24 protein-coding genes are annotated in these 24,415 nt (G+C 71.3%); 6 read left to right on the plus strand and 18 right to left on the minus strand.

What is annotated here, in order from left to right:
- Positions 1-23: 23 nt before the first annotated feature.
- The 9 genes from lepB (ABZU43_RS04860) to proS form a co-directional block, all read right to left on the minus strand.
- The gene (lepB, locus tag ABZU43_RS04860; protein ID WP_355005240.1) at positions 24-659 is read right to left on the minus strand and encodes a signal peptidase I; all 636 of its coding nucleotides are present in this window, start codon (positions 657-659) and stop codon (positions 24-26) included.
- Positions 660-669: 10 nt separating this feature from the next.
- Positions 670-1,539 carry a signal peptidase I gene (lepB, locus tag ABZU43_RS04865; protein ID WP_355005241.1) on the minus strand — a complete coding sequence of 290 codons (870 nt, stop codon included), beginning with the start codon at positions 1,537-1,539 and terminating at the stop codon, positions 670-672.
- 183 nt (positions 1,540-1,722) lie between these two features.
- The gene (rplS, locus tag ABZU43_RS04870; RefSeq protein ID WP_088991045.1) at positions 1,723-2,079 is read right to left on the minus strand and encodes a 50S ribosomal protein L19; all 357 of its coding nucleotides are present in this window, start codon (positions 2,077-2,079) and stop codon (positions 1,723-1,725) included.
- Positions 2,080-2,222: 143 nt separating this feature from the next.
- Positions 2,223-2,996, minus strand: a complete 774-nt coding sequence (gene trmD, locus ABZU43_RS04875; RefSeq protein ID WP_355005242.1) for a tRNA (guanosine(37)-N1)-methyltransferase TrmD — start codon at positions 2,994-2,996, stop codon at positions 2,223-2,225.
- 11 nt (positions 2,997-3,007) lie between these two features.
- A complete protein-coding gene (rimM, locus tag ABZU43_RS04880) occupies positions 3,008-3,676 on the minus strand; it encodes a ribosome maturation factor RimM (RefSeq protein ID WP_355005243.1) in 669 nt (222 codons plus the stop codon).
- Positions 3,676-3,936: an RNA-binding protein gene (locus tag ABZU43_RS04885; RefSeq protein WP_186718042.1), complete on the minus strand. Its 261-nt coding sequence runs from the start codon at positions 3,934-3,936 to the stop codon at positions 3,676-3,678. The genes rimM and ABZU43_RS04885 overlap by 1 nt, the downstream gene beginning before the upstream one ends.
- Positions 3,911-4,429 (minus strand): 30S ribosomal protein S16, encoded by a 519-nt coding sequence (gene rpsP, locus ABZU43_RS04890; RefSeq protein ID WP_355005244.1) that lies wholly within the window; start codon positions 4,427-4,429, stop codon positions 3,911-3,913. The genes ABZU43_RS04885 and rpsP overlap by 26 nt, the downstream gene beginning before the upstream one ends.
- 228 nt (positions 4,430-4,657) lie before the next feature.
- The gene (locus tag ABZU43_RS04895; protein WP_355005245.1) at positions 4,658-5,278 is read right to left on the minus strand and encodes a DUF402 domain-containing protein; all 621 of its coding nucleotides are present in this window, start codon (positions 5,276-5,278) and stop codon (positions 4,658-4,660) included.
- A gap of 49 nt (positions 5,279-5,327) precedes the next feature.
- Positions 5,328-6,734 (minus strand): proline--tRNA ligase, encoded by a 1,407-nt coding sequence (proS, locus tag ABZU43_RS04900; RefSeq protein WP_355005246.1) that lies wholly within the window; start codon positions 6,732-6,734, stop codon positions 5,328-5,330.
- A 241-nt stretch (positions 6,735-6,975) separates the two neighbouring features.
- Between proS and ABZU43_RS04905 the strand changes: the two genes are divergently transcribed.
- Positions 6,976-7,572: a TetR family transcriptional regulator gene (locus tag ABZU43_RS04905; protein ID WP_355005247.1), complete on the plus strand. Its 597-nt coding sequence runs from the start codon at positions 6,976-6,978 to the stop codon at positions 7,570-7,572.
- Between the two features lie 277 nt (positions 7,573-7,849).
- On the opposite strand, the gene ABZU43_RS04910 is transcribed toward ABZU43_RS04905, so the two are convergent.
- The 9 genes from ABZU43_RS04910 to ftsY all read right to left on the minus strand — a co-directional run bounded on the left by ABZU43_RS04910 (position 7,850) and on the right by ftsY (position 19,253).
- A complete protein-coding gene (locus tag ABZU43_RS04910; RefSeq protein ID WP_355005248.1) occupies positions 7,850-8,929 on the minus strand; it encodes an amidohydrolase family protein in 1,080 nt (359 codons plus the stop codon).
- 65 nt (positions 8,930-8,994) lie between these two features.
- Positions 8,995-10,554 carry a signal recognition particle protein gene (gene ffh / locus ABZU43_RS04915; RefSeq protein ID WP_112581984.1) on the minus strand — a complete coding sequence of 520 codons (1,560 nt, stop codon included), beginning with the start codon at positions 10,552-10,554 and terminating at the stop codon, positions 8,995-8,997.
- Positions 10,555-10,668: 114 nt separating this feature from the next.
- A complete protein-coding gene (locus ABZU43_RS04920; RefSeq protein ID WP_355005249.1) occupies positions 10,669-11,325 on the minus strand; it encodes a response regulator transcription factor in 657 nt (218 codons plus the stop codon).
- Complete coding sequence (locus ABZU43_RS04925; RefSeq protein WP_355005250.1) at positions 11,322-12,485, minus strand: sensor histidine kinase; 1,164 nt, start codon at positions 12,483-12,485, stop codon at positions 11,322-11,324. Before ABZU43_RS04925 ends, ABZU43_RS04920 begins: the two co-directional genes overlap by 4 nt.
- Positions 12,486-12,802: 317 nt before the next feature.
- Positions 12,803-15,133 (minus strand): [protein-PII] uridylyltransferase, encoded by a 2,331-nt coding sequence (locus ABZU43_RS04930; RefSeq protein ID WP_355005251.1) that lies wholly within the window; start codon positions 15,131-15,133, stop codon positions 12,803-12,805.
- A 16-nt stretch (positions 15,134-15,149) separates the two neighbouring features.
- The gene (locus ABZU43_RS04935) at positions 15,150-15,488 is read right to left on the minus strand and encodes a P-II family nitrogen regulator (RefSeq protein ID WP_172862163.1); all 339 of its coding nucleotides are present in this window, start codon (positions 15,486-15,488) and stop codon (positions 15,150-15,152) included.
- A gap of 25 nt (positions 15,489-15,513) precedes the next feature.
- Positions 15,514-16,926, minus strand: a complete 1,413-nt coding sequence (locus ABZU43_RS04940; protein WP_355005252.1) for an ammonium transporter — start codon at positions 16,924-16,926, stop codon at positions 15,514-15,516.
- A 275-nt stretch (positions 16,927-17,201) separates the two neighbouring features.
- Positions 17,202-18,065: an aminoglycoside phosphotransferase family protein gene (locus tag ABZU43_RS04945; RefSeq protein WP_355005253.1), complete on the minus strand. Its 864-nt coding sequence runs from the start codon at positions 18,063-18,065 to the stop codon at positions 17,202-17,204.
- A gap of 6 nt (positions 18,066-18,071) precedes the next feature.
- Complete coding sequence (gene ftsY, locus ABZU43_RS04950) at positions 18,072-19,253, minus strand: signal recognition particle-docking protein FtsY (protein WP_355005254.1); 1,182 nt, start codon at positions 19,251-19,253, stop codon at positions 18,072-18,074.
- A gap of 150 nt (positions 19,254-19,403) precedes the next feature.
- Between ftsY and ABZU43_RS04955 the strand changes: the two genes are divergently transcribed.
- The 5 genes from ABZU43_RS04955 (at position 19,404) to ABZU43_RS04975 (ending at position 24,415) form a co-directional block, all read left to right on the plus strand.
- The gene (locus tag ABZU43_RS04955; protein ID WP_355005255.1) at positions 19,404-21,131 is read left to right on the plus strand and encodes an alkaline phosphatase D family protein; all 1,728 of its coding nucleotides are present in this window, start codon (positions 19,404-19,406) and stop codon (positions 21,129-21,131) included.
- 9 nt (positions 21,132-21,140) lie between these two features.
- A complete protein-coding gene (locus tag ABZU43_RS04960) occupies positions 21,141-21,581 on the plus strand; it encodes a MarR family transcriptional regulator (protein WP_355005256.1) in 441 nt (146 codons plus the stop codon).
- Positions 21,582-21,725: 144 nt separating this feature from the next.
- Positions 21,726-23,345, plus strand: a complete 1,620-nt coding sequence (locus tag ABZU43_RS04965) for an MDR family MFS transporter (RefSeq protein WP_355005257.1) — start codon at positions 21,726-21,728, stop codon at positions 23,343-23,345.
- A 9-nt stretch (positions 23,346-23,354) separates the two neighbouring features.
- The gene (locus ABZU43_RS04970; RefSeq protein WP_355005258.1) at positions 23,355-23,849 is read left to right on the plus strand and encodes a universal stress protein; all 495 of its coding nucleotides are present in this window, start codon (positions 23,355-23,357) and stop codon (positions 23,847-23,849) included.
- A 44-nt stretch (positions 23,850-23,893) separates the two neighbouring features.
- On the plus strand, positions 23,894-24,415 hold the full coding sequence (locus ABZU43_RS04975) for a DinB family protein (RefSeq protein ID WP_355005259.1): 522 nt from the start codon (positions 23,894-23,896) through the stop codon (positions 24,413-24,415).

Below are 24,415 nucleotides of genomic sequence, written 5' to 3' on the forward strand. Positions count from 1 at the left end.
CGGATCGCCCACGCCCCGTCGGCCTACGGCTTGGGGATGCCGTCGAACCCGTCGGGCACCGTCAGCCAGGTGGCCCGGTTGACCGGCCAGAAGACGGTGAACGCCCGCCCGACCACATCTTTCTCGGGGATGGTGGCCTCGGTGATGTCCTGCTGGGACTGCTGCCAGTGCTCAAGTGAGTCGCCGGAGGCGGAGCGGTGGTCGCCCATCACCCACAGCCGGCCCTCCGGCACGGTGATGTCGAACTCCTGGTCGGCGGCCTTGTCGCGAATCCCGTCCATGGAGAAGATGTACGGCTCGTCCAGCGACTTGCCGTTGATCACCAGCCGTTCCTCGGGGTCGCAGCAGACCACGTGGTCGCCGGGGGTGCCGATCACCCGCTTGATGAAGTCCTCACCGTCGGGGTTGCCGCTCCACGCGGTCGGTGCCTTGAACACGATCACCTCGCCGCGGTGCGGTGACCGGAAGTCGTAGACCAGCTTGTTGACCAGCACCCGGTCATCGATCTTGAGAGTGTTTTCCATGGACGGGGAGGGGATGAAGAAGGTCTGCAGCACGAAGGCGCGGACCAGCACCGCGACCAGGATCGCCACACCCAGCAGGATCGGCAGCTCCTTCCAGAAGGAGCTGCGCGGCTTGTCGGTCTGCTCGTCAATCACGCCAAGGAGCCTACGTTGCCCGGCTGGACGGCACCGTCCGGAACGCGCGGGAACCACGTAGCGCGGCTGCCAACGGAAGCATCAGCAGCACACCGCCCTGCGGAGTCGGTCGCGCCGGAGTCGCACCGGGGGACGCCGTGGCCGGCCCGGAGACGTCCTCGAACGTGGACGGCACCGACAGCGCGCTCCACCGCGACGACGGCCAGACCACCATGAAGGCCCGGCCGACCACGTTGTCGATCGGCACCGGCCCCTGGCAACGCGCGTCCTGGGAGACCTCACGGTGGTCACCCATCACGAAGATCTGACCGGGTGGCACGACGATCTCGTCGAAGCGCCGGGAGCGACACTCCGCGGGGTTGGGTGGCAGGTCCAGGGGTGAGTCCCGCAGGACGTACGACTCGTTGAGCGGGACGCCGTTGACGGTCACCCGGCCCTGACTGTCGCAGCACTTGACCCGGTCACCGGGCAGACCGATCACCCGCTTGATGAAGTCCTTCTCACCGGGGCGGCTCACCCCGACCAGATCGCCGACGGTGCGGGCGAGCCGGCCGCCGACGCCGGGCTTCGGCTGCTCGTCGACCTGCGGCGCCCAGCGGTCGGTGCCCCGGAAGACCACCACCTCGCCGCGCAGCGGGTCACGAACGTCGTAGACGACCTTGTTGACCAGCACCCGGTCACCGACGAGGAGGGTGTCCTCCATCGAGCCGGACGGAATGAAGAACGCCTGGAGCAGGAAGGTGCGGATCAGCACCGCGAGGCAGAACGCGACCACCAGCAGCAGCGGCAACTCCTGCCAGAGCGGCATCTGCCGGCGGGTGCGGCGAGCCCGTCGGCGCCACGGATCGACGGTGCCGTCCTCGTCAAGCGTCTGCACCACGCCACTCCCCGGTCCGCAGAAAACACCACCGCCCGGGAGCCTCGTCGAGGCTCCACGGGCGGTAGTGGACAACTACCCGCCACCTGGGCGGGACCGCTGCCTCGCTGCGCCCGTACCGACCAGGGTAGTGCCCTCTGGTCGGTACGGCATACGCGCAGCTCGGGCGGCGTGGCGAGCGGGAAGTCAGCTGGGCTGCTTCTCCCGCTTCTCCTTGATCTTGGCCTTCTTGCCGCGGAGCTCGCGCAGGTAGTAGAGCTTGGCGCGACGCACGGCACCGCGGGTCACGACCTCGATCCGGTCGATGCCCGGGCCGTTGAGCGGGTAGGTCCGCTCGACGCCGACACCGAAGCTGACCTTGCGGACCGAGAAGGTCTCGCGCAGACCGTCACCCTGGCGGCGGATCACGACGCCCTGGAAGATCTGGACACGGGACCGGTTGCCCTCGACGACGCGGGCGTGCACCTTGACGGTGTCACCGGCCCGGAAGTCGGGAAGGTCGGTCCGCTTCGACTGGGCGTCAAGGGCGTCCAGGATGTTCATCGCTGCGTCCTCGTAAGGCTCACGGCGCACCGTCACTCGGTGCGCGGGTGGGTGATTCTGATTCCCGGGTGGTGATCGGCGGACCGACCCCGGTCGGGGATCCTCGCAGCCGACCGCGGGCGCGGACGGATGCGGCAACCCCCCTACTTTGCCACATCCCCCGGTGGAGGTTGAAATCCAGCCTGGTCCAGGGCCGCGATGTCCCGTTTGTCGAGCCGATCGGCCGGCAGCGCGGCCAGCAGATCCGGCCGGCGGGCGGCCGTGCGCAGCAGACCCTCCTCGCGCCGCCAGCGGGCGATCCTGCCGTGGTCACCGGAGCGGAGCACGTCCGGCACGTCGTGCCCACGCCAACTCGGCGGCTTGGTGTAGATCGGCGCCTCCAGCAGCCCGTGCGCGTGCGACTCCTCGTCCAACGAGCCCGCGTTGCCCAGCACCCCGGGCAGCAGCCGGGTGACCGCTTCCAGCATCACCAGGACCGCGACCTCGCCGCCGAAGAGCACATAGTCACCGAGCGAGACCTCGGTGACCGGCATCCGGGTGGCGGCGTGCGCCAGGACCCGCTGGTCGATCCCCTCGTAGCGGCCGCAGGCGAAGAGCAGATGCGACTCGGCCGCCAACTCGTACGCCATGGCCTGGGTGAAGGGGGCACCGGCCGGCGACGGCACCAGCAGCCGTGGCGGCGGGGCGTCGAGCGGCGCGAGGGCGTCCAGTGCCTCACCCCACGGCTCGGGGCGCATCACCATTCCCGGCCCGCCACCGTAGGGGGTGTCGTCGACGGTGCGGTGCACGTCGTGGGTCCAGGTCCGCAGGTCGTGCACGGCGAGCTGGAGTACGTCGTTGGCCCGAGCCCGTCCGATCAGCGACAGGTCCAGCGGGGCGAAGTACTCCGGAAAGATCGACACGACGTCGACGCGCATGCGGGCTGGTCCTAAAGGTCGAGCAGTCCGGCTGGCGGGTCGACGATCACACGTCCGCCGGCCAGGTCGACCTCCGGAACGATCGCCCGGACGAACGGGATCAACGCGATACGCCCCTCGGGGCGCCGCAGCACCAGCAGGTCGGACGAGGGCGCGTGGTCGATGCGGGCGACCTCGCCCAGGCGTTCGCCGGCAGGGGTCACCACGGCCAACCCGACCAACTGGTGGTCGTGGAACTCCTCCGGGTCGTCCGGTGGGGTCACGTCGGCGCTGTCCACCACGAGCAGCGTCCCACGCAGCGCCTCGGCGGTGTTGCGGTCCGGGATGCCCTCGAACGCGATCAGCACCCGGCCCTGGTGGAAGCGGGCTTCCTCGATGGTCAGCTCCGCGGGAACCCGGAACGGCACCCCGGGCTCATCGCTGGCCGGCGGGGGTGTCGCCCCCGGCTCAGTGCGCAGCACACCGCTGCTGCGCGGGGACGCAGTCGGGGGCGTCGCCCCCGGCTCAGTGCGCAGCACACCGCTGCTGCGCGGGGACGCAGTCGGGGGCGTCGCCCCCGGCTCAGTGCGCAGCACTGTGCCGGGGGCGAACCGTGCCTCGGGCTCGTCGGTCCGCACCTCCACGGTGACCTCACCGCGGACACCGTGCGGCTTGCCGATCCTGCCGACGACGAGCTGCATCAGTACGAGTCGACGATGTCGACGCGAACCCCGCGCCCGCCGATGGAGCCGATCACCTGGCGCAGCGCCTTGGCGGTCCGGCCGGACCGCCCGATCACAGTGCCGAGGTCCTCGGGGTGCACGCGGACTTCGAGCCGCTTACCCCGACGGGAATCGACCAACCGCACCCGGACGTCGTCCGGGTGGTCGACGATGCCCTTGACCAGGTGCTCCAACGCCGGACGCAGTGGCATGTCAGGCCTGCTCACCGGCGTCGGCAGCGGCCGGCGCCTCGGCGGCCGGAGCCTCGGTCTTCGGCGCCTCGGCGGCCGGAGCCTCAGCCGGAGCCTCGGTCTTCGGAGCCTCGGTCTTCGGAGCCTCGGCAGCCTTGGCGGCCTTCTTGGCCGGCTTGGCCGGGGTCTCCGGGGCGAGCCCGGCGGCGGCCTTCGCCTCAGCCTCGTACGCCGCCTTGCGGTCGGCCCGCTCGGGGGCGACCAGGAGCGGCGGCGGGGCCGGCAGGCCCTTGTACTTCTGCCAGTCACCGGTCAGCTCCAGCAGACGCTGCACCGCCTCGCTCGGCTGAGCGCCGACGGACAGCCAGTACTGGACCCGCTCCGACTTGACCTCGATGATCGAGGGGTCTTCCTTGGGCTGGTAAACCCCGACGAACTCGATCGCCCGACCGTCACGCTTGGTGCGCGAGTCGGCGATGACGATGCGGTACTGCGGGTTGCGGATCTTGCCCATCCGCAGGAGCCGGATCTTTACGGCCACAGTTGTTTCGCTCCTGTTGCGATCTCACCGGCCCAGGCGGGCGGTGTGCATGGGTGAGCGCCGACCGGACCCGTGGGGTTGGGCCGGAGACAACTCGGTGGACTGGCGACGCGCCCGGGTTAGAGGGCGCCGGACGCGCGCCGGATACCAGCGACCTATTCTGCCAGATCCGATGCCGATCTTCCGCATCGGACCCGCACACCGCGTTGCCGGTGACCTCGGCACCGCTCAGCGCACCGGCGGACGATCCCATCCCGGTGGCAGTTTGTCCGGTATGCCCCACTCTGGTGGGGGTGTGAAATCACACCAGGTGCCGTCGAACGGGAACTCGCCAGCCTCGGCGAGCGCGATCACCCGCTCCCCCTCGGCGCGGACCGCCTTCTCGTCGGTCACCCAGTAGTCGGCGCCGAAGGCGAGCCGCTCGACGAACTCACCCTCGTCCTTCCACTCCCAGCTGCGATCCGGCCACACCACCACGTCCAGGTCCTGGTCCACCACGTCGACGCCGGCCACCGGGCCGTCGTCCCAGCGGACACCGGGCTCTTCGAGGTTGACGTACCAGTGGGCGAACCGGCCCTGGGCGTCGGAGAACCACCAGACGGAGTGCGCCGCCCCCGTGGGCAGGAACTTCAACAGCGGCGGGCCGTTCCAGCGTCCGTGCGCCAACCGGTAGGTCGACGAGATCCACTGGGCGAAAGGCATGGCCCGCATGTTGAGCCCGGCCTCGGTCACCTCATGGGCCACCGGCGAGTCCCGGGCGATCCAGACCAGCAACCCTCGATCATCGTCGCTGACCACGCGGGCCGGCCGGACCCACCCGATCCGGCCGTGCCGCACGTTCCGATGCATGATCAGCCGACCCGGCTCGAACCGGTCGACGGGGTTGCCCGGCCGCACCTCAGTAGGCGCGGGCGAGGATGGCAACCAGGTCCGGCTCGTCCTCCGAGTCCGGTACCGAACCGTCGGCGCGCAGCAGGCAGCGCACAGTGACGCCCTGACCGTTCGCCTCCGCCTCACCGGCCACGCCGACCGCCGACCACGGCACCCGCGCCCAGCCGGTCGCGGCGGCCTCGATCGCCTCGGCCAGGGTGGCCACCTCGACGGTGCGCGACTCGCGGTTGGCCAGCGCCTGGTCGTGCAGCACCTGCTGGTCGGTCTCCAGGGCGGCCAGCACCGCGGTGACCACGTCCGCCACCGGCGTCGGGGTCTTCGAACCGTCGGTCCGACGCACCACCGTCGCGTTGCCCACGGCCAGGTCACGGGGGCCGACTTCGACGCGTACCGGATAGCCACGCAGCTCGGCGTCGACGGCCCGGCGGCCGAACGGGGTGTCGGTCCGGTCGTCGAGCGCGACCCGGACACCGGCGTCGCGCAGGCCGTCGCGCAGCTTGGCCGCCGCCTCGCCGACGCCGTCGCCGTCCTTGACGATCATGACGTACGCCTGGATCGGCGCGAGCCTCGGCGGCACGCGCAGGCCGTTGTCGTCGCCGTGCGCCATGATCAGGCCACCGAGCATCCGGGTGGACGTGCCCCAGGAGGTGGTCCAGGCGTGCTCCCGGCCGCCCTCCTTGGAGGAGTAGCTGATGTCGAACGCCTTGGCGAAGTTCTGGCCCAGCTCGTGGCTGGTGCCCAGCTGCAACGCCTTGCCGTCGCCCATCATGCCTTCGCAGGTGTACGTGGCCGTCGCCCCGGCGAAGCGCTCACGCTTCGTCTTCAGACCGACCACCACCGGAATGCCGATCACGTTGACCATCAGGTCCTCGTACGCCTCGTGCAGGATCCGCCGCGCGTACGCCCGGGCGTCCTCACGGGTGGCGTGCGCGGTGTGCCCCTCCTGCCAGAGGAACTCGCTGGTACGCAGGAAGATCCGCGGACGAAGCTCCCACCGGACCACGTTCGCCCACTGGTTGAGCAGCAGCGGCAGGTCCCGGTACGAGTCGATCCACTTGGCCATGAACTCGCCGATGACCGTCTCGCTGGTCGGACGCACCACCACCGGCTCCGCCAGCGGCTTGCCACCACCGTGGGTGACGACGGCCAGCTCCGGCGAGAAGCCCTCGACGTGCTCCGCCTCACGCTTGAGGTAGCTCTCGGGGATGAACAACGGGAAGTACGCGTTCTCCGCACCCGCCGCCTTGATCCGAGCGTCCATCTCAGCCTGCATACGCTCCCAGATGGCGTAGCCGGCCGGTCGGATGACCATGGTGCCGCGAACCGGGCCGTTGTCGGCCAGCTTCGCCTTGGCGATCAGGTCCTGGTACCAGCGGGGAAAATCCTCCGCACGGGGAGTGAGCACGCGTGCCATGACCGCACATACTATGCGCCGCTCGTCAGGGCGGTGCGCTCGGGCGCGGCATCGTCGGCCCCCGCCGCCATGTCCTTCCTCCATCCGCACGCCCGGGAGCGGCTCCCACCCCCGGGCCCGAGGCCCCCGACCCGGCACGCCGGGCCGCGAACCGGGTGCGCCGGGTGGCCCGACACCGGCAGCTGACCCGGCCCGATCGTCGACCGGTCCGGCCGACACGCCGGCCTACACTTCGACCACCATGATTGAGCAGAGGGACCCCACCCCGGTACGGACAGGCATCGTCGACGCCGCCCGCGCGCTGACCGTCGCGACCGGATGGGACGGAGTCCGGATGGGTGCCGTCGCGAACACCGCAGGGGTGAGCCGACAGACCGTCTACAACGAGTTCGGCAGCAAGGCAGGGCTGGCCGAGGCGCTCGCCCGCGCCGAGGTGGACCGATTCGTCGGCGCCGTCCGGGCCGCTCTGCTCGCCCACGACACCGACGTGCGGGCCGGCGCGTACGCGGCCATCGCAAACACCCTCACCACGGCTGCGGAAAACCCGCTGATCAAGGCGATCCTGACCAGCGCCCGGGGCGGCTCGGACGAACTACTGCCGTACCTCACCACCCGGGCCGAAGTGGTGCTCACCGAGGCGTCCGGCGCCCTGATCGACTGGGCCGGCGACCACCTGCCCGGAGCGGACCAGGCCGCGCTGACCTTCGCCGCCGACACCATCGTCCGCCTGGTGGTCAGCCACATCGTGCTCCCCCGCGAACCGATCGAGCAGACCGCCACGGCCCTCGCCGACCTCGCCGTACGCCTCTTCAGCGCCGCCGCCCGCCCACTCCCCTGACTCCCACCCCGCCCTCGCGCCCCGGGGCCCGCGCAACTTCCCGGATGTTGCGGCCTCAGGTGCGCTAGAGGCAGCAACATCCCCGATGTTGCGGGGATCTCTCTCTCGGGGCCCGGCTGATCTCGCAACCAGGTCAAGACCGCGCTCGATAATGGATGTAGTGGCATCCTCCAACGCGGAGGCCACTACATCCTGGTTCGAGCGCGATCTTGCGACACGGCCGGCCCGGCTCGGCTCGGCCCGGCCCGGCCCGGGCGGTGTGGCGCTCGCGGGGGGGTCAGCGGATGACGCGGCCGCGAAGGATCGTGCGGGACGGGGCGCGGACGACGCGCAGGTCACTGCGGGGGTCTTCGGGGTAGACGGTCAGGTCGGCGAGGCCGCCTTCGACCAGGCCGGCGAAGCCGAGCCACGCGCGGGCGCCCCAGGAGGCGGCGGCGAGTACGTCGATCGGTGCCATGCCGGCCCGTTCGTGCAGCAGCAGCATCTCCTCGGCGGCGAGCCCGTGATCGATGCCGCCACCGGCGTCGGTGCCCACGTAGATGGGTACCCCAGCCTCGTACGCGGCACGCACCACCTCGGGGAAGCCGTCGCGCAACGCGAGCATGTGGTCGGCGTACCCGGGAAACTTGCCTCGCGCCTGCTCGGCGATGCCCCCGAAGGTGGCGATGTTGATCATCGTGGGGATCAGGGCGGTGCCCTGGCGGGCCATCTCGTCGATCAGGTCGAGGCTGAGCCCGGTGCCGTGCTCCACCGAGTCCACCCCGGCCCGCACCATGATCTCGACTGCCGACTCGGAGAAGGTGTGCACCGCGGCGCGTACCCCGGCGTCGTGCGCCGCCCGCACGGCGGCGGTGAGGGTGTCCGCGTCCCAGGCCGGCGCCAGGTCACCGACGCCACGGTCGATCCAGTCGCCGACCAGCTTGACCCAGCCATTGCCGGCCCGTGCCTGCGCGGCGACAGTGGCGGCCACCTCGGTCGCGTCGACCTCCACCCCGATGTCGCGCAGGTAGCGCTTCGGCGGGGCGACATGCTGGCCCGCGCGGGCCAGTCGCGGCAGGTCCGGCTCGTCGTCGAGTTCGGGGTACGGGTACGGCGAGCCGGCGTCCCGGATCGCCAGCACCCCGGCGTCCCGGTCGACGTGGGCCAACGCGCGGGCCTGGTCGAGTGAGGTGATCGGGGCGCCACCTCGGGCGATGCCGATGTGGCAGTGAGCGTCTACCAGCCCCGGCAACACGAAGCCGCCGTCGACGACGGTCTGGGCATCGGGTACGGGGGTGAAGGTCACCCGGTCGCCGACCAGCCAGAGATCCCGGACCTCGTCGTCGGGGAGCAGCACGCCGCGCACATGAAGAGCCATGCGCACAGTCCTACCCGATCACTCCCCGTCGGGGGCGAGCAGGTGGTCCTCGACCGGCACCGAGGTCAGCGCGGGCCCTTGTCGCCGCCCTTGCCGAGCTTGTTGAAGTCGATCTTCGGAAGCTTGAAGCCGGGCGGCAGGCCCTGGCCGCCAGCGAGGTCGTTCGGGTCCATCCCCGGCGGGAGCTGCGGCATGCCGCCCGGGAAACCGGCGGGCATCCCGGCGCCGGCGCCGGTACGCGGACGACCGCCACCCTTGGTGCCCTTGCGCTTGTTCTTCGGCGACTTGGTCGCCTTGCGGCGGCCACCGCCGGGCAGGCCCATCATGCCGCCCATCTGCTTCATCATCTTCTGCGCGTCGGCGAAGCGGTTGAGCAGCTGGTTGACGTCCATCACGGTGACGCCAGACCCGTTGGCGATGCGCGCCCGGCGGGAACCGTTGATGATCTTCGGGTTGGTCCGCTCGCCCGGGGTCATCGACCTGATGATCGCGGTGACCCGGTCGAAGTGACTGTCGTCCAGATCGGCGAGCTGGTCCTTCATCTGCCCCATGCCCGGCATCATGGCCAGCACGTTGGCGATCGGGCCCATCCGCCGCACCGCGATGAGCTGGTCGAGGAAGTCGTCAAGGGTGAACTGCTCACCGCCCATCAGCTTGGCGGTCATCTTCTCCTTCTGATCGGAGTCGAAGGCCTGCTCGGCCTGCTCGATCAGAGTGAGGACGTCGCCCATGCCGAGGATCCGGCTGGCCATCCGGTCGGGGTGGAAGACGTCGAAGTCCTCCAGTTTCTCACCGGTGGAGGCGAACAGGATCGGCTGCCCGGTGACCTCACGGACCGACAGCGCGGCACCACCACGGGCATCGCCGTCGAGCTTGGAGAGCACCACACCGGTGATGCCGACGCCGTCGCGGAACGCCTCGGCGGTGCGGACGGCGTCCTGACCGACCATCGCGTCGATGACGAAGATGACCTCGTCCGGCGAGACGGCGTCGCGGATGTCGGCGGCCTGCTGCATCATCTCGGCGTCGATGCCGAGGCGGCCGGCGGTGTCGACGATGACGATGTCGCGGGCGGCGCGCTTCGCGTGCTCGATCGACGCGCGGGCCACCTGCACCGGGTCACCGGTGCCGTTGCCGGGCTCCGGGGCGTACACCTCGACACCGGCCCGGCCACCGAGCACCTGGAGCTGCCCGACGGCGTTGGGGCGCTGGAGGTCGGCGGCGACGAGCAGCGGCTGGTGTCCCTGGCCCTTCAGCCAGCGGGCCAGCTTGCCGGCGAGGGTCGTCTTACCGGAACCCTGGAGGCCGGCCAACATGATCACGGTCGGCGGCTGCTTGGCGAACTGGAGCCGCCGGCCCTCGCCGCCGAGCACGGTGATCAGCTCTTCGTTGACGATCTTGATGATCTGCTGGGCCGGGTTCAGCGCCTGGGAGACCTCGGAGCTGCGGGCCCGCTCCTTGACGGCCGCGATGAAGCCCTTGACCACCGGCAGCGCGACGTCCGCCTCCAGCAGCGCGAGGCGGATCTCGCGCGCGGTGGCGTCGATGTCGGCGTCGGTGAGCCGCCCCTTGCCGCGGAGCTTGGTGAAGATCCCGGACAGGCGGTCACTCAAGGTGTCAAACACGCGAACATCCCGTTTGTCAGTGTTCCGGCGGGCACAACGCGGCCGGCACTGCGGAGTCCGGCCACCGCTAGGGTAACCGCCCGGCCGTAGGGCCGCTGTCGCCCGGCCCGGGCCTCACCCCGACACCAACCCCGACTGGTACGCGAACACGACGAGCTGGGCCCGATCCCGGGCTCCCAGCTTGCCCATCGCCCGGCTGACGTGGGTCCGCGCGGTCGCTGGGCTGACCACCAACCGTGCGGCGATCTCCTCGTTGTTCAGGCCCTCACCGACCAGGCCGACGACCTGACGCTCCCGATCGGTCAGCGCCTCCAGTCGCGGGTGCGGACGAAGCACCCGGGACGGCCGGGTGGCGAACTCCCGCACCACCCGACGGGTCACCGACGGCGACAGCAGCGCCTCCCCCTCGGCGACGAGCCGGATCGCGCGCAGCAGCTCAGTCGGTCTGGTGTCCTTGGTGAGGAACCCGCTCGCACCGTGCCGCAGCGCGTCGAAGACGTACTCGTCCAGCTCGAAGGTGGTGAGCACCACCACCCGCGTGCCGGTCAGGTCGGGGTCGGCGACGATACGGCGGGTCGCCTCGATGCCGTCGATGCCGGGCATCCGGATGTCCATCAGCACCACGTCCGGCCGAACCCGGCGGGCCAACTCGACCGCCCGCAGCCCGTCGGACGCCTCGCCGGCCAGCGCCAGGTCGTCCTCGCTCTCCACCAGCGCGCGCAGCCCGAGCCGGACGAGATCCTGGTCGTCGGCGATCAGCACCCGGATCACGTGGTCGGCTCCACGGGCAGCCCGGCGTACACCCCGAACCCGCCCCCGGCGCGCGGCCCGGTGGTCAACCGCCCGCCCAGCGCCGCGACCCGCTCGCGCATGCCGGCCAGACCGTGGCCGCCCTCGCCGTCGGCCGGAGCCGTCCCGGCGCGGTCGGCACCTACCCCCCGGTCGGTGACCTCGACGGTCACCTCGTCGACGCGGTAGTTCACTGTCACCTCCGCGCTCGCCACTCCCGCGTGCCGCAGCACGTTTGTCAACGCCTCCTGCACCACCCGGTACGCGGCCAGGTCGACCGCGGCCGGCACCTCCCTGGGCTCCCCGACGACGCGCACCTCGACGGCGAGCCCCGCCCCGGCCAGCCGGTCGCGCAGCGCGGGAAGCCGGGCCAGGCCGGGTACCGGCTCGCGCTCGGCGCCCCGCCGCACCGCACCCAGGGTGACCCGCAGCTCGTCCAGCGCCTCGCGGCTGGTCCGGCTGATCGCGGTCAGGGCCACCTCCGCCTGCTCCGGCCGCTTCGGCAGCAGGTGCAGGGCGATCTCCGCCTGCATGCTGATCGCGGCCAGCCCGTGCCCCACCACGTCGTGCACCTCCTGCGCGATGCGCAGCCGCTCCTCGTCGGCCTGCCGTCGCGCCTGCTCAACTCGGCTGCGGGCCTCCTCGGCACGGGTACGCGCGGTCGCCTCACGGCTCACCCGCACCACCACCCCCACCGCGAACGGTACGACCGCCCAGGCCGACGCGGGCAGCACTCCCGTCCAACCCGGCGCGGGCCCCCGCCCGAAGAAGACGTGCGCCAACAACAGTACGAACGCGCCGCCGGTGGCGAGCGCCGCCGGTCGCACCGGCAGCCACCCGGCCACGGTGTAGACCGCGACCAGGAACGTGACCAGGATCGGCCCGTACGGGTAGCCGATCAGCAGGTACGTCGAGGTGGCCACTGTGACCACGGCGAGGACGGCGACCGGAGCACGCCGCCGCACCAGCAGGGCGAGCGCCGCGACGGTGATCAGCACCCGACTCACGGCGTCCACCGGCCTCGACCCCGGCTGGTTGTCCCCGGCCAGACCGGTGGCGAGCAATCCGAACCCGAGCAGCACCAGGGCGAGCACGGCATCCGCCGCAACCTCCGGCCACCGCCACTGCCCGCTGCCTCGCATGGCCGTCATTCTGCCCGCGCCGTGGCCATCTGACGTGCGTCAACGAGCGGCATCGCGGCTACGCCCCCGGACGTACCCGCCGCAGGGACCAAACACCCGATCGCACCGCGCTGGCGTCGGACGCCCTCACGAGCCTGATGACTGTGAGGCATCACGATGACTGTGAGGCATCACGCTCGTGGGAGTGACCGGCCGAGCGGCCGAGCGGCCGAGCGGCCGAGCGAGCATCCAGGCGCAACGCGCGGCACACGGCGACCAGTCGGCCGGCCGGGTCAGCGCGCCGCAGCCGACAGCGACGCCGACGGTGCCGCCGTGGGTCAGACGGCGGCTAGGACGGCGGCCTCCAGGCGGGCCCGGGTGGCGTCGTCCGGCCAACCGCCCACCAGGTAGAAGGCGTCGACCACGTCGGCGCCGAGGGTGGAGATGCGGGCCGCCCGCACCAGAGCGCCGGCCTCGTCGAGAGCGCAGGTGACTCGGTAGAGCAGCCCGGCGGCGTCGGCGGCGCGCAGTTCCAGCAGTACGGCGTCAGTGGCCGCCTCGCGGTGCCAGACCACTCGTGGAGCCGCGCCGCCGCCACGGCTGGCGAGCGCACGGCCCCGCAGCCGTTGGGTGACCGACACGTCGCCGGCTACCGCCCGGCGCAGGTCGGCGCGGAGCGGGACCGGGTCCGGCGGAAGGCCGTAGCGGGGCTGCACCCGGCACTCGACCAGGGCCCGGCCGTCGACGGCGGAGGCGTCCGCGGAGATCACCTCCAGCCGGTGCAGGGCCAGGCAGCCGGCCACAGTGGCGAGCAGACCCCGTCGGTCGGCCGCCGCGACCGACACCCGGTCGCCGGTCAGGTGGACGACCGGCAGGGGCCCGGCCAGCAGCTCCGGGTCCGGGGCGGGTGGCTCGGGGAGTACCCCGGTGTCCAGCGCGGTGCGGACCCGGGCGACCAACTCGGCGACGAGTCGGCCCTTCCAGTCGGACCAGGCCGCCGGCCCGGTCGCCGCCGCGTCGGCGCGGACCAACGCGTGCAGCACGTCGAGGGTGCCGGTGTCTTCGACCGCCTCGACCACCGAGGCGATGGTGACCGGGTCGCTCAGGTCCCGGCGGGTGGCCACGTCGGGCAGCAGCAGGTGCAGCCGGACCAGCTTGCCGATCAGCTCGACCTCGGCGGTGGGCAGACCGACCCTGGTGGCCACCGCCTGGGCAACCGGTACGCCGACGGTGCTGTGGTCACCGGGGAGTCCCTTGCCGATGTCGTGCAGGAGAGCGCCGAGGAGCAGCAGGTCCGGGCGCTCCACCTCGCGGGCGTGTCGGCTGGCCTCGTGCGCGGTCTGTACGAGGTGCCGGTCGAGGGTGAAGCGGTGCACCGGGTTGTGCTGGGGCAGGCTGCGCAGCCGGGTCCACTCGGGCAGCCAGCCGTCGACCAGCCCGTACCGGTCGCAGGTCTCCCAGGCCGGCACCAGGCCGGGACCGGCTCCCAGCAGGGTGATCAGCGCGGCCCGGGCCTCGGCCGGCCAGGGGGCCGGCAGGGGCGGACAGTACGCCGCCAGCCACTCGCACGTGGCCCGCGCGATGGGGATTCGGGTGGTGGCCGACGCGGCGGCCACCCGCAGCGAGAGGCTCGGGTCGGGGCGTGCCCCGATCGCCGTGCGGGCGAGCACCAGCTCGCCGTCGTGTTCGACCACGTCGCGGGCGACCGGGCGGCGGGCCGGACGGCCGTTGCCGCCGCGGGAGCGGCCGGAGCGCAGCCGGTCGGCGGCCCGGAAGGCGTCGTCCAGGGCGTGACTGACCGTGCGGGCGTCACCGGCGACCCGACGCAGCAGCACGTCACCGTCGTGCACCACGGCTCCCGGCCGCCCCTCGGCCTCGGACGCGCCGGGCTGGAGTTGTCGCAGGCCGAGCAGGTTGGCCACTCCGTCGCGCTCCTGGGCGACCAGCCGGTCGACCCGTCGGCCGACCTGCTGGTGCAGCGCGTCGCGGGTGTCCAACAGGCGCAGGTGAGCGGCGCGTACGGCAGGACGCAGCGCGTCGGTGATGCCGGCGGCGGAGATCGCCCGCAGCAGCCCCACGTCGCGCAGACCACCGGCGGCTTCCTTGAGGTCGCCCTCCAGCAGGAACGCCAGCTCACCGTGGGCCTGCCAGCGGGCCTCGGTGACCTCGCGCAGGCCGGCGAGGTGCCGGACGGCGGTACGCCGCCAATGATCGGCGGCGGTGCGGATCAGCGCGTCGGCCAGCGCCTGGTCCCCCACGATCAACCGGGCGTCGAGCAGCCCGAGGGCTACCTTGACGTCGTCCTGGGCCACCGAGAGCGCCTCGGCGACGGTGCGTACGGAATGGTCGAGCCGCAGGCCCGCGTCCCAGATCGGGTACCAGACCGAGGCGGCCAACTCGTCTGTGCCGGGCACCCCGGCGTGCACCAGCACCAGGTCGAGGTCGCTGTACGGAGCACACTGCCGCCGACCCAGGCCCCCGACGGCCAGGAGTGCCACCCCGTCCCGCGGCGGCAGCAACCCCCGCAGGAACGAGTCGTAGGCCGCGGCCCGCCCCCGCCGGGCCGCTTCCCCGATCCCCCCGGGAACGCCGACGACCTCGTTGATCAAGAGGTTCGCGTCGCCGTCATCGGCGGGTCCTGACGCGTTCTTCTTGATCAACGAGGTCATGTCAGTCGTGGCCGCGTCAGAGTGCGTCGAGGCCGCGTTCGCCGGTACGTACCCGGACGACCTCTTCGACACCGGTGACCCAGACCTTGCCGTCACCGATCTTGCCCGTGCGGGCCGCTCCGACGATGGCGTCCACCACCTTGTCGACGTCGATCTCGTCGGTGAGCACCTCGACCCGGATCTTGGGCAGGAACTCGACCGTGTACTCGGCACCCCGGTAGACCTCGGTGTGCCCCTTCTGCCGCCCGTACCCCTGAACCTCGCTGACGGTCAGCCCGGCCACCCCGAGGGCGTGCAGGGCCTCCTTCACCGCGTCCAGTTGGTACGGCTTGATGACTGCGGTCACCAGCTTCATGTCCAACCCCTCCATCCCAGGAACGTTAACCGGCGACCTTTTCGCTGACCGGCTCGGCGGGCTCCGCCTCCGGCTTGGCACCACTCGTCGTGCCGCCACCGGGGGTGCCGATGCCGGCCATCGCGAACGCGCCACCCGTGCCGCCGCCGGCCGGGGACAGGTCGTAGCTGCTCTCGGCGTGCTCGGCGATGTCGATGCCCTCGACCTCGTCCTCACCCTTGACCCGGAAGCCGATCGTCTTCTCGATGACGAAGGCCAGCACCCAGGCGATGCCGAACGACCAGACGGTGACGATCAGGCCGGCGAGGGCCTGCCGCCCGAGCTGGGTCGCGCCGCCGCCGTAGAAGAGGCCGTCGGAGGCACCCACCACGTCGCTGATCGCGGCGTTGACCGAGTTGGTGGCGAAGAGACCGAGCCAGAGCGAACCGATCCAACCACCGACGAAGTGCACGCCGACCACGTCGAGCGAGTCGTCGTAGCCGAGCTTGTACTTGAGGCTGATGGCGAGCGCGCACACCGCGCCGGCGACGACGCCGAGCAGGACGGCCGCCCAGGGGGCGATGAACCCGCAGGCCGGGGTGATGGCGACCAGGCCGGCGACGGCGCCGGACGAGGCACCGACCATGGTCGGCTTCCGGTCCTTGATCCACTCGACAGCGATCCAGCCGAGCACCGCAGCCGCCGTGGCGAGCTGGGTGTTGATGAAGGCGAGGCCGGCGACCGAGTCGACGGTCAGCTCCGAGCCGGCGTTGAACCCGAACCAGCCGAACCACAGCAGACCCGCACCGAGCGCGACCAGCGGGATGTTGTGCGGCTTCATGCCCTCCCGCGGCCAACCGAGCCGCTTGCCGAGGACCAGGGCAACGGCCAGGGCCGCCGCACCGGCGTTGATGTGCACCGCGGTGCCACCGGCGAAGTCCAACGCGTGGATGTCAGCGCCGATGATGCCGCCGCCCCACACCCAGTGGGCGACCGGGAAGTAGACCAGGGTGGCCCAGCCGAAGGCGAACAGCAGCCAGCCGGCGAACTTGGCCCGGTCGGCGATGGCACCGCTGATCAGCGCGACGGTGATCACCGCGAAGACCATCTGGAAGGCCATGAACACGTAGAGCGGAACCCCGATGCCGCTGGGGTTCTCCGCCGTGGCGCCCCACAGGTCGGTTTCGGCGAGGAAGGTCTTGGTGCCGAGGTACGCGCCCGGGTCGCCCCAGAAGCCGTTCACGTCGGTCCCGAAGGCGACGCTGAATCCGTAGAACCACCACAGAATTGAGATGAGCCCGATAGCCGAGAAGCTCATCATCATCATGTTGAGTACGCCCTTGGCCCGGTTGAGGCCGCCGTAGAACAGCGCCAGTCCGGGGGTCATGAGCAGCACGAGCGCGGTCGAAACCAGCAGCCACGTAGTATTGGCGCCGTCGATCGTCGGTGCTTCAGGCACGCTGGCCTCCTAAAGGTGAAGTCCTCCTTCGCGGCTTTCCGGGGCAGCGTCGCCCGTAGGCCGGTTGCGCGGAAGCTTCGCGGCCGCCTGTTTCACTTTGGGTCCCGTGCGGGTTTCCGTTTCGTGACGGGTTGTTTCGGACGTGTCACGAACTCCGCACAGTCGTCAGCATGGACGATTGTGGATCGACCGGACGGCGATCGTCGATGGCTGACCGGTCAACGGCATCGACCGGTGCGCGTGACGCGCCCGGCCGAGCATCGCCGGACCGGCGCTCAGCGGAGGGCGTTCTCCAGGGTGTGCCGCTCGTAGTCGAGCAGTCGCAGATCGCGCATCGGTCGACGCAGGTGGCCCTTGTGCACGATCCGGACGAACGCCGGCTCACCGGCGGCGGCCATCCGGCGGATCCCCTCGACGTGGTCCACGATCCGTTTACGGATGGTCCGGATCAGCCGGTGCCGGTCCCGGGGGATCAGCCCGTACGCGTCGGCGAAGAGCCGGAGGCGGCGAGGGCGGTCCGGGTTCTTCCAGCCCAGCGTGATCGAGTCGCGGTCCGCGAAGATCGGCACCCAGGTCCAGGCGGCGTACGCCACGTCGTAGATCCGCGCTCCGGGCGAGGCGAGGTCGAAGTCGATCAGCCCGAGGGTGCCGTCCGGACGCCAGATCACGTTGTGCGGCGCGGCGTCGTGGTGGCAGATCACCTCGGTGTCCGGCGGTGGGGGCCCGAACGAGCGCCAGACCGCCGCCTGCGGAGGAGTGAAGCCGTACTGCGCGTCGTGAAACATGCGCAGCATGGTGGCGACGGTGACCAGGGCCTCGTCGGTCACCCAGTGCGGGGCGAGCGGATATTCTCCGCACTCCCCCTCCAGGTACGACAGCACCTCACGGTTGCGCTCGTCCATCCCGAGGGCCCGGGGGGCTCCGGTGAACCCCACGTACTCCAGGTGGCGCAGCAGCGCGTGCACGGACGGGGTCCACGGACCGGCGTTGCGCCGGACCGTGTCACCCACGCGGACAACGGTGCTCACGTTGCCGCCGTGCAGCGGGATCTCCTGCGAAGTCACGTACGGTCTCCCGAGGCGCTGCGAAGGATGGCCCGGGTCACGCCAGCCCGCGTACGCGCGATCGTCAGTGGTCACCCGAGACTACGCGTCCCGGCCGGTGGCCTCGGTCCCCAGCAACGCGTCGACGAACTGCGCCGGGTCGAACGGGGCCAGGTCGTCCTTGCCTTCGCCGAGGCCGACCAGCTTCACGGGGATGCCGAGCTTGCGTTGCACGGCGATCACGATGCCGCCCTTGGCGGTGCCGTCGAGCTTGGTCAGCACCACGCCGGTCACGTTGACCACCTCGGTGAAGACCCGGGCCTGCTCCAGGCCGTTCTGCCCGGTGGTGGCGTCCAGGATGAGCAGTGTCTCGTCGATCGGGCCCTGCTTCTCCACCACGCGCTTGACCTTGCCCAGCTCGTCCATCAGGCCGATCTTGTTCTGCAGGCGGCCGGCGGTGTCGATGAGCACGGTGTCCACGCCGGTGTCGATGCCGCGCTTGACGGCGTCGAACGCGACGCTGGCCGGGTCGGCTGCCTCAGGCCCCCGCACGGTCTCCGCTCCGACACGCGAGCCCCAGGTCTCCAGTTGGTCGGCCGCGGCGGCCCGGAAGGTGTCCGCCGCGCCGAGCAGCACGCTGCGACCGTCGGCCACCAGCACCCGGGCGATCTTGCCGCAGGTTGTGGTCTTGCCGGCGCCGTTGACGCCGACGACGAGGACCACCGCCGGCACGCCGTCCTTGGGGGCGGTCCGCAACGAGCGGTCCAGGCTCGGGTCGAGCGCGTTGACCAGCTCGGCGGCGAGCAGTGCCCGCAGCTCGGAGGCCGAGCGGGTGCCGAGCACCCGGGTGCGCTCGCGAAGCCGGTCGACGATGTCGCGGGTGGCGTCGACGCCGACGTCGGCGGTGATCAGGCTGTCCTCGATCTCCTCCCAGACGTCCTCGTCGAGGTGGTCACGGGCGAGCAGGCCGAGCAGGCTCTTGCCGAACACGTTCTGTGAGCGGGACAGCCGCGAGCGGAGACGGACCAGCCGCCCGGCGGTCGGCTCGGGCACCTCGACCTGCGGTTCGAGCACCGGCGGCGGCTCGACCAGGACGCCGGTGGACAGATCGGACTCCGGTGCCTCGACCGGCGGGCCGGCGAGATCCTCCTCAGCCCTGGTGTCGACCTCCGTGCGTGGCAGCGGAGGCTCAGGTCGTCGCCGCAGGCGCGGCACGACCAGCCCGACTGTGCCGGCGATCAGCACACCGAGCAGGACCAGAGCGAGGACGAGATATTCGGCCATGCCGGAATCCTGTCAGATGCCGGCGGCGGCGTCCCAGCCACCGCACCCCGAGCCGTGCACGGAGTCTGAACCACCGCTCCCCTGGGCGGTGCCCGGCATCTCAGCCACGGCCCGCAGCCGGTGCCCGGAATCCGGCGGTAGGCTCGCGCCATGTCCGCCGCACACCTCCTCATCGGCCCACTCCTGCGGCGAGTCGTGGACACCCGGGCCACCATCTGGGTAGAGACCGCCGGGCCCGCCGTGGTCACCGTCCGTACCGCCGACGGCGCCACCGGCACCGCGCCCACCTTCTCGGCGTACGACCATCACTACGCCCTCGTGGTCGTGGAAGGGCTCACTGCGGACAGCGAGACCACCTACGAGGTGCTCGTCGACGACGAGCTCGTCTGGCCGGTGCCGAGCAGCGGGTTCCCGCCGAGCGTGATCCGCACCCGGGCCGCCGACGACCGGGACCAGCCGGTCAATCTGATCTTCGGCTCGTGCCGGGAGACCACCCAGCACGCCACCACCCGCAAGCTGCCACCTGACGCGCTGGACGCGTACGCCCGGCGGTTGATGGCGGACCCGGAGTCGAACCCGCTGCCCGACCTGCTGGTGCTGCTCGGTGACCAGGTCTACGCCGACGTCACCTCGCCCACTGTGCGCCGGCTGCTGCGTCGACGGCGGCGGCGGCCGAAGGGCGCTCCCGCCGACCAGGTGGTGAGCTTCGACGAGTACACCAAGCTCTATCTGGAGTCCTGGCGTGATCCGGAGATCCGCTGGCTGCTCTCCACGGTGCCCAGCGTGATGATCTTCGACGATCACGAGATCATCGACGACTGGAACACCTCGGCGGCGTGGCGGACCGAGGTACGCGAGCAGCCGTGGTGGGCGGAGCGGATCGGCAGTGGGCTCGCCTCGTACTGGGTCTACCAGCACCTGGGCAATCTCTCCCCCGACGAGATCGTCGCCGATCCGGTCTTCGCGAAGGTCGCCGCCGCGGAGGACGCCACCAGCGTGCTGCGTGAGTTCGGCCACCGGGTCGACCAGGAGTCCGACCTGGCGCACGACACCGAGCGCTGGCGCGCGGTGCAGTATCAGTGGAGCTACGCGCTGGATCTGGGCCGGACCCGGCTGGTCATGCTGGACAACAGGTGCAGCCGGGTGCTCGAGCCCAACAGCCGGGCGATGCTGCCGCCCGGCGAGTGGGCCTGGTTCCTCGACCAGGCGCACGGGGTCTACGACCACCTGGTGGTGGGCGCCTCGCTGCCCTGGCTGCTGCCGCAGGGCATCCACCACATCGAGGCGTGGAACGAGAAACTGGCGGACTCACGTCGACCGTGGGTGGCGCGCGGGGCGGAGAAGCTGCGGCGTGCGCTGGACCTGGAGCACTGGGCGGCGTTCCGGCGGTCCTTCGAGGCGCTCGCGGAGACGTTCGCCCGCATCGGCACCGGCACGCCGCGGCAGTCCGGCGCGCGGATCGGGGCCGGCCCGGCGTACGCACCACCGGCGTCGATCAGCGTGCTCTCCGGTGACGTGCACCACTCGTACGTGGCGCGGGCCCGGTTCGCGGACCCGGCGGTGGTCACTCCGGTGCACCAGCTCACCTGTTCGCCGATCCACAACCAGGTGCCGGCGGGCATTCGCCCGCTGATGAAACTGGGCTGGTCGCCGGGTCCGGCCGGGGCCACCCGGGCGCTGGCCCGTTCCGCGGGCGTACGCCGGCCGGGGGTGCGGTGGCGCAAGCTGGCCGGCCCGTACTTCGGCAACGCGGTCGCCACCCTGACGCATGAGGGGCGAAGGGCCGACGTGGTCATCGAGGGCACCACAAAGGACGGCCACCTACGCCCTGTGATGCGGCGCCGACTCTCGGCCGCCGCACGGCCGACCTCGCCGTAGTCTCTACGCGTGGACGAGCACCTGCCAGAACCGATCCGGGCGGTCGAGCACGAGTTGACCGCCCTGCTGCGTCGTGGGCGGGCGGTTTCCTGGGAAATCGCCCGCGAGGTGCACCCGAACCTGGAGCCGAACACCTACGGGCTGCTGCTGTGGTTGCGGCGCAGTGGGTCGATCCGGTTGACCGAGTTGGCGGCGCGGCTCGGTGTGGGCAAGGGAACGCTCAGCCGGCAGATCAACGCCCTGGAGGCCCTCGGCCTGGTCTACCGCGACCCCGATCCGAGCGACCGGCGGGCCGCGCAGATCACGTTCACCGAGGAGGGCCAGCGCCGGTTCGACGCCGCCCGGTCCGCGCGGGTGGGAGAGTTGCTGCGCACGCTGAACGACTGGCCGGCCCGGGACGTCGAGGAGTTCGCCCGGCTGCTCGGCCGGTTCAACGACTCCTGGCAGTAGGGGCATCGAACAGGGAATAGCATCGCGGTCCGTCAAGTTGTTGCTCTAGGCAACCAAGGCATACGGTTGCTCCAGGCAACTCTCAGGCGGCCCGTGCGTACCAGCCCCGCCGTTCCACCTCGACTCCGCTCGGAGGCAACAACGATGAGCCAGGCGACAGCGCCTCCCCAGGCGACCGCCGTGACCATGACCCACCGGCAGATCCTGGAAGCACTCTCCGGCCTGCTGCTGGGTCTGTTCGTCGCGATCCTCTCCTCCACGGTCATCTCGAACGCGCTGCCGCGGATCATCACCGAACTGCACGGCGGCCAGTCCGCGTACACCTGGGTGGTGACCTCGGCCCTGCTCGCGACCACAGCGACCACCCCAATCTGGGGCAAAATGGCCGATCTGACCAACAAGAAGACACTCGTCCAGCTCGCGCTCGGGATCTACGTGCTGGGCTCGGTGCTGGCCGGCCTCGCCCAGGGCACCGGTGAGCTGATCGCCTGCCGGGTGCTCCAGGGCGTCGGCGCAGGCGGCCTCACCGCACTGGCTCAGGTGATCATGGCCACGATGATCGCGCCGCGCGAGCGGGGCCGCTACAGCGGCTACCTCGGCGCCGTGATGGCCGTCGGCACCATCGGCGGCCCGCTGATCGGCGGCGTGATCGTGGACACCTCCTGGCTCGGCTGGCGCTGGTGCTTCTACGTCGGCGTGCCGTTCGCCATCATCGCGCTTGTCGTGCTCCAGAAGACCCTGCACCTGCCCGTGGTCAAGCGGAAGGCGCAGATCGACTGGTGGGGCGCCACCCTGATCACCGCCGCCGTCTCGTTGCTGCTGATCTGGGTCTCGCTCGCCGGGGACCAGTTCGCCTGGGCGTCCTGGCAGACCGCCGCGATGGTCGTCGCTGCCCTGGTCCTCGGTGCGCTGGCGATCCGGGTCGAGACCCGGGCCGCCGAGCCGATGATCCCACCGCGGCTGTTCCGCAACCGCACCATCACCCTCGCCGTCGTCGCCAGCATCGCGGTCGGTGTGGGCATGTTCGGCGCGTCGATCTTCCTGGGCCAGTACTTCCAGATCAGCCGTGGGCAGAGCCCGACCATGTCCGGCCTGATGACCCTGCCGATGATCCTCGGCCTGCTGGTCGCCTCCACGGTCATCGGGCGGGTCATCAGCAAGACCGGCCGCTGGAAGCGGTACCTGGTGATCGGGTCGGCACTGCTCACCATCGGCTTCGCGCTGATGGGCACCCTGCGCGCCGACACCAGCTTCACCCTGCTCAGCGTCTACATGCTGCTGATCGGTGTCGGCCTGGGAATGACCATGCAGAACCTGGTCCTCGCCGTACAGAACACCGTCGGCCCGCACGAGCTCGGCGCGGCCAGCTCGGTGGTGGCGTTCTTCCGCAGCCTGGGTGGCGCGATCGGCGTCTCCGCCCTCGGCGCGGTGCTCGCCCACAAGGTCAAGGACTACACCGCCGACGGGCTGGCCCAACTCGGCATCCCCGCCTCCAGCTCGGGCAGCGGCGGCGCCCTGCCCGACGTGCACACCCTGCCCGGGCCGCTGCGGGCTGTCGTCGAGAGCGCGTACGGCCACGGTGCCGGTGACATCTTCCTGGCCGCCGCCCCGTTCGCGTTGATCGCGCTGATCGCGGTGGTCTTCATCAAGGAGGTGCCGCTGCGCCAGCACAACGGCAACCCGGTTTCCGAGCAGGTCGAGCGGGAATCGACAGTCGCCGCCGGCGCTGGCGCACCCGTGATCCGTACCGGCGAGCAGAGGTGAGGTAGAGCCATGGGCGTGGGAGCACCGGACCGCGAGGAGTACGGCCCCCGGACCCGACCGCTGCCCTTCGAGCGCGGCACGGACGGCCCTCGGGTGATCATGGCGGGTGTCGACGGCACCCGCACCTCCGAGCGGGCCGGTGCCTACGCCGCCGGCCTGGCCCGTCGGCAGAGCGCCGCGCTGGTGGTGGTCTTCGTCAGCTCACCGAGCGGGCTGACCGCCCTGGTTCCCGGCATGGACGCCGGCGCGGTCCAACGCACGCACGACGAGCTGGCCGACGAGCTGCGCCGGGAGTGCCGGCGCGGGGCCGAGCAGTGGGGCATTCCGGTGACCCTGCTGGTGCGGCGCGGCGACGCGTACGGCGAGCTGTGCGCGGCGGCCGACGAGTTCCAGGCCGACATGCTCGTGGTCGGTGCCTCCGAGCAGGCCGGACACCGGCTGGTCGGCTCGGTCGCCACCCGGCTGGTCCGTGCCGGCCGCTGGCCGGTCGTCGTGGTGCCCTGATAACCCGTCGCGGCATGTCCGGGGTGCCGGGCAGGATGCGCGGCATGACCTGGACCGCACCGGAGATCACCCGGACCCACGAACCGTACGTCGGCGACGAGCGCACCATGCTCGACGGCTGGCTCGACTACCACCGACAGACACTGCTGCTCAAGTGTGCCGGGCTGACCGAGGAGCAGTTGCGCACGCCGAGCGTGGAACCGTCCGGGCTGACCCTGCTCGGCCTGGTCCGGCACCTGGCCGAGGTGGAGGCCTGGTGGTTCCGGGAGAACTTCGCCGGCGAGCCTGTCGACTACCCGTACTTCACCCCGGAGAACCCGGACGCCGACCACGACGTCAGCGCCGCCGACGCCGAGGCCGACTTCGCCATCTTCCACCGCGAGGTGGCACTGGCCCGCGAGGCCGCCGCCGGCCACTCGCTCGACGAGACGTTCACCGAGGTCAGCGCGAAGAAGCGCACCTTCAACCTGCGCTGGGTGTACGTGCACATGATCGAGGAGTACGCCCGGCACAACGGCCACGCCGACCTGATCCGGGAACGCATCGACGGCGTCACCGGCGAGTGA

This window comes from Micromonospora sp. NPDC005205, from assembly GCF_040608275.1.
GTDB lineage: Bacteria > Actinomycetota > Actinomycetes > Mycobacteriales > Micromonosporaceae > Micromonospora.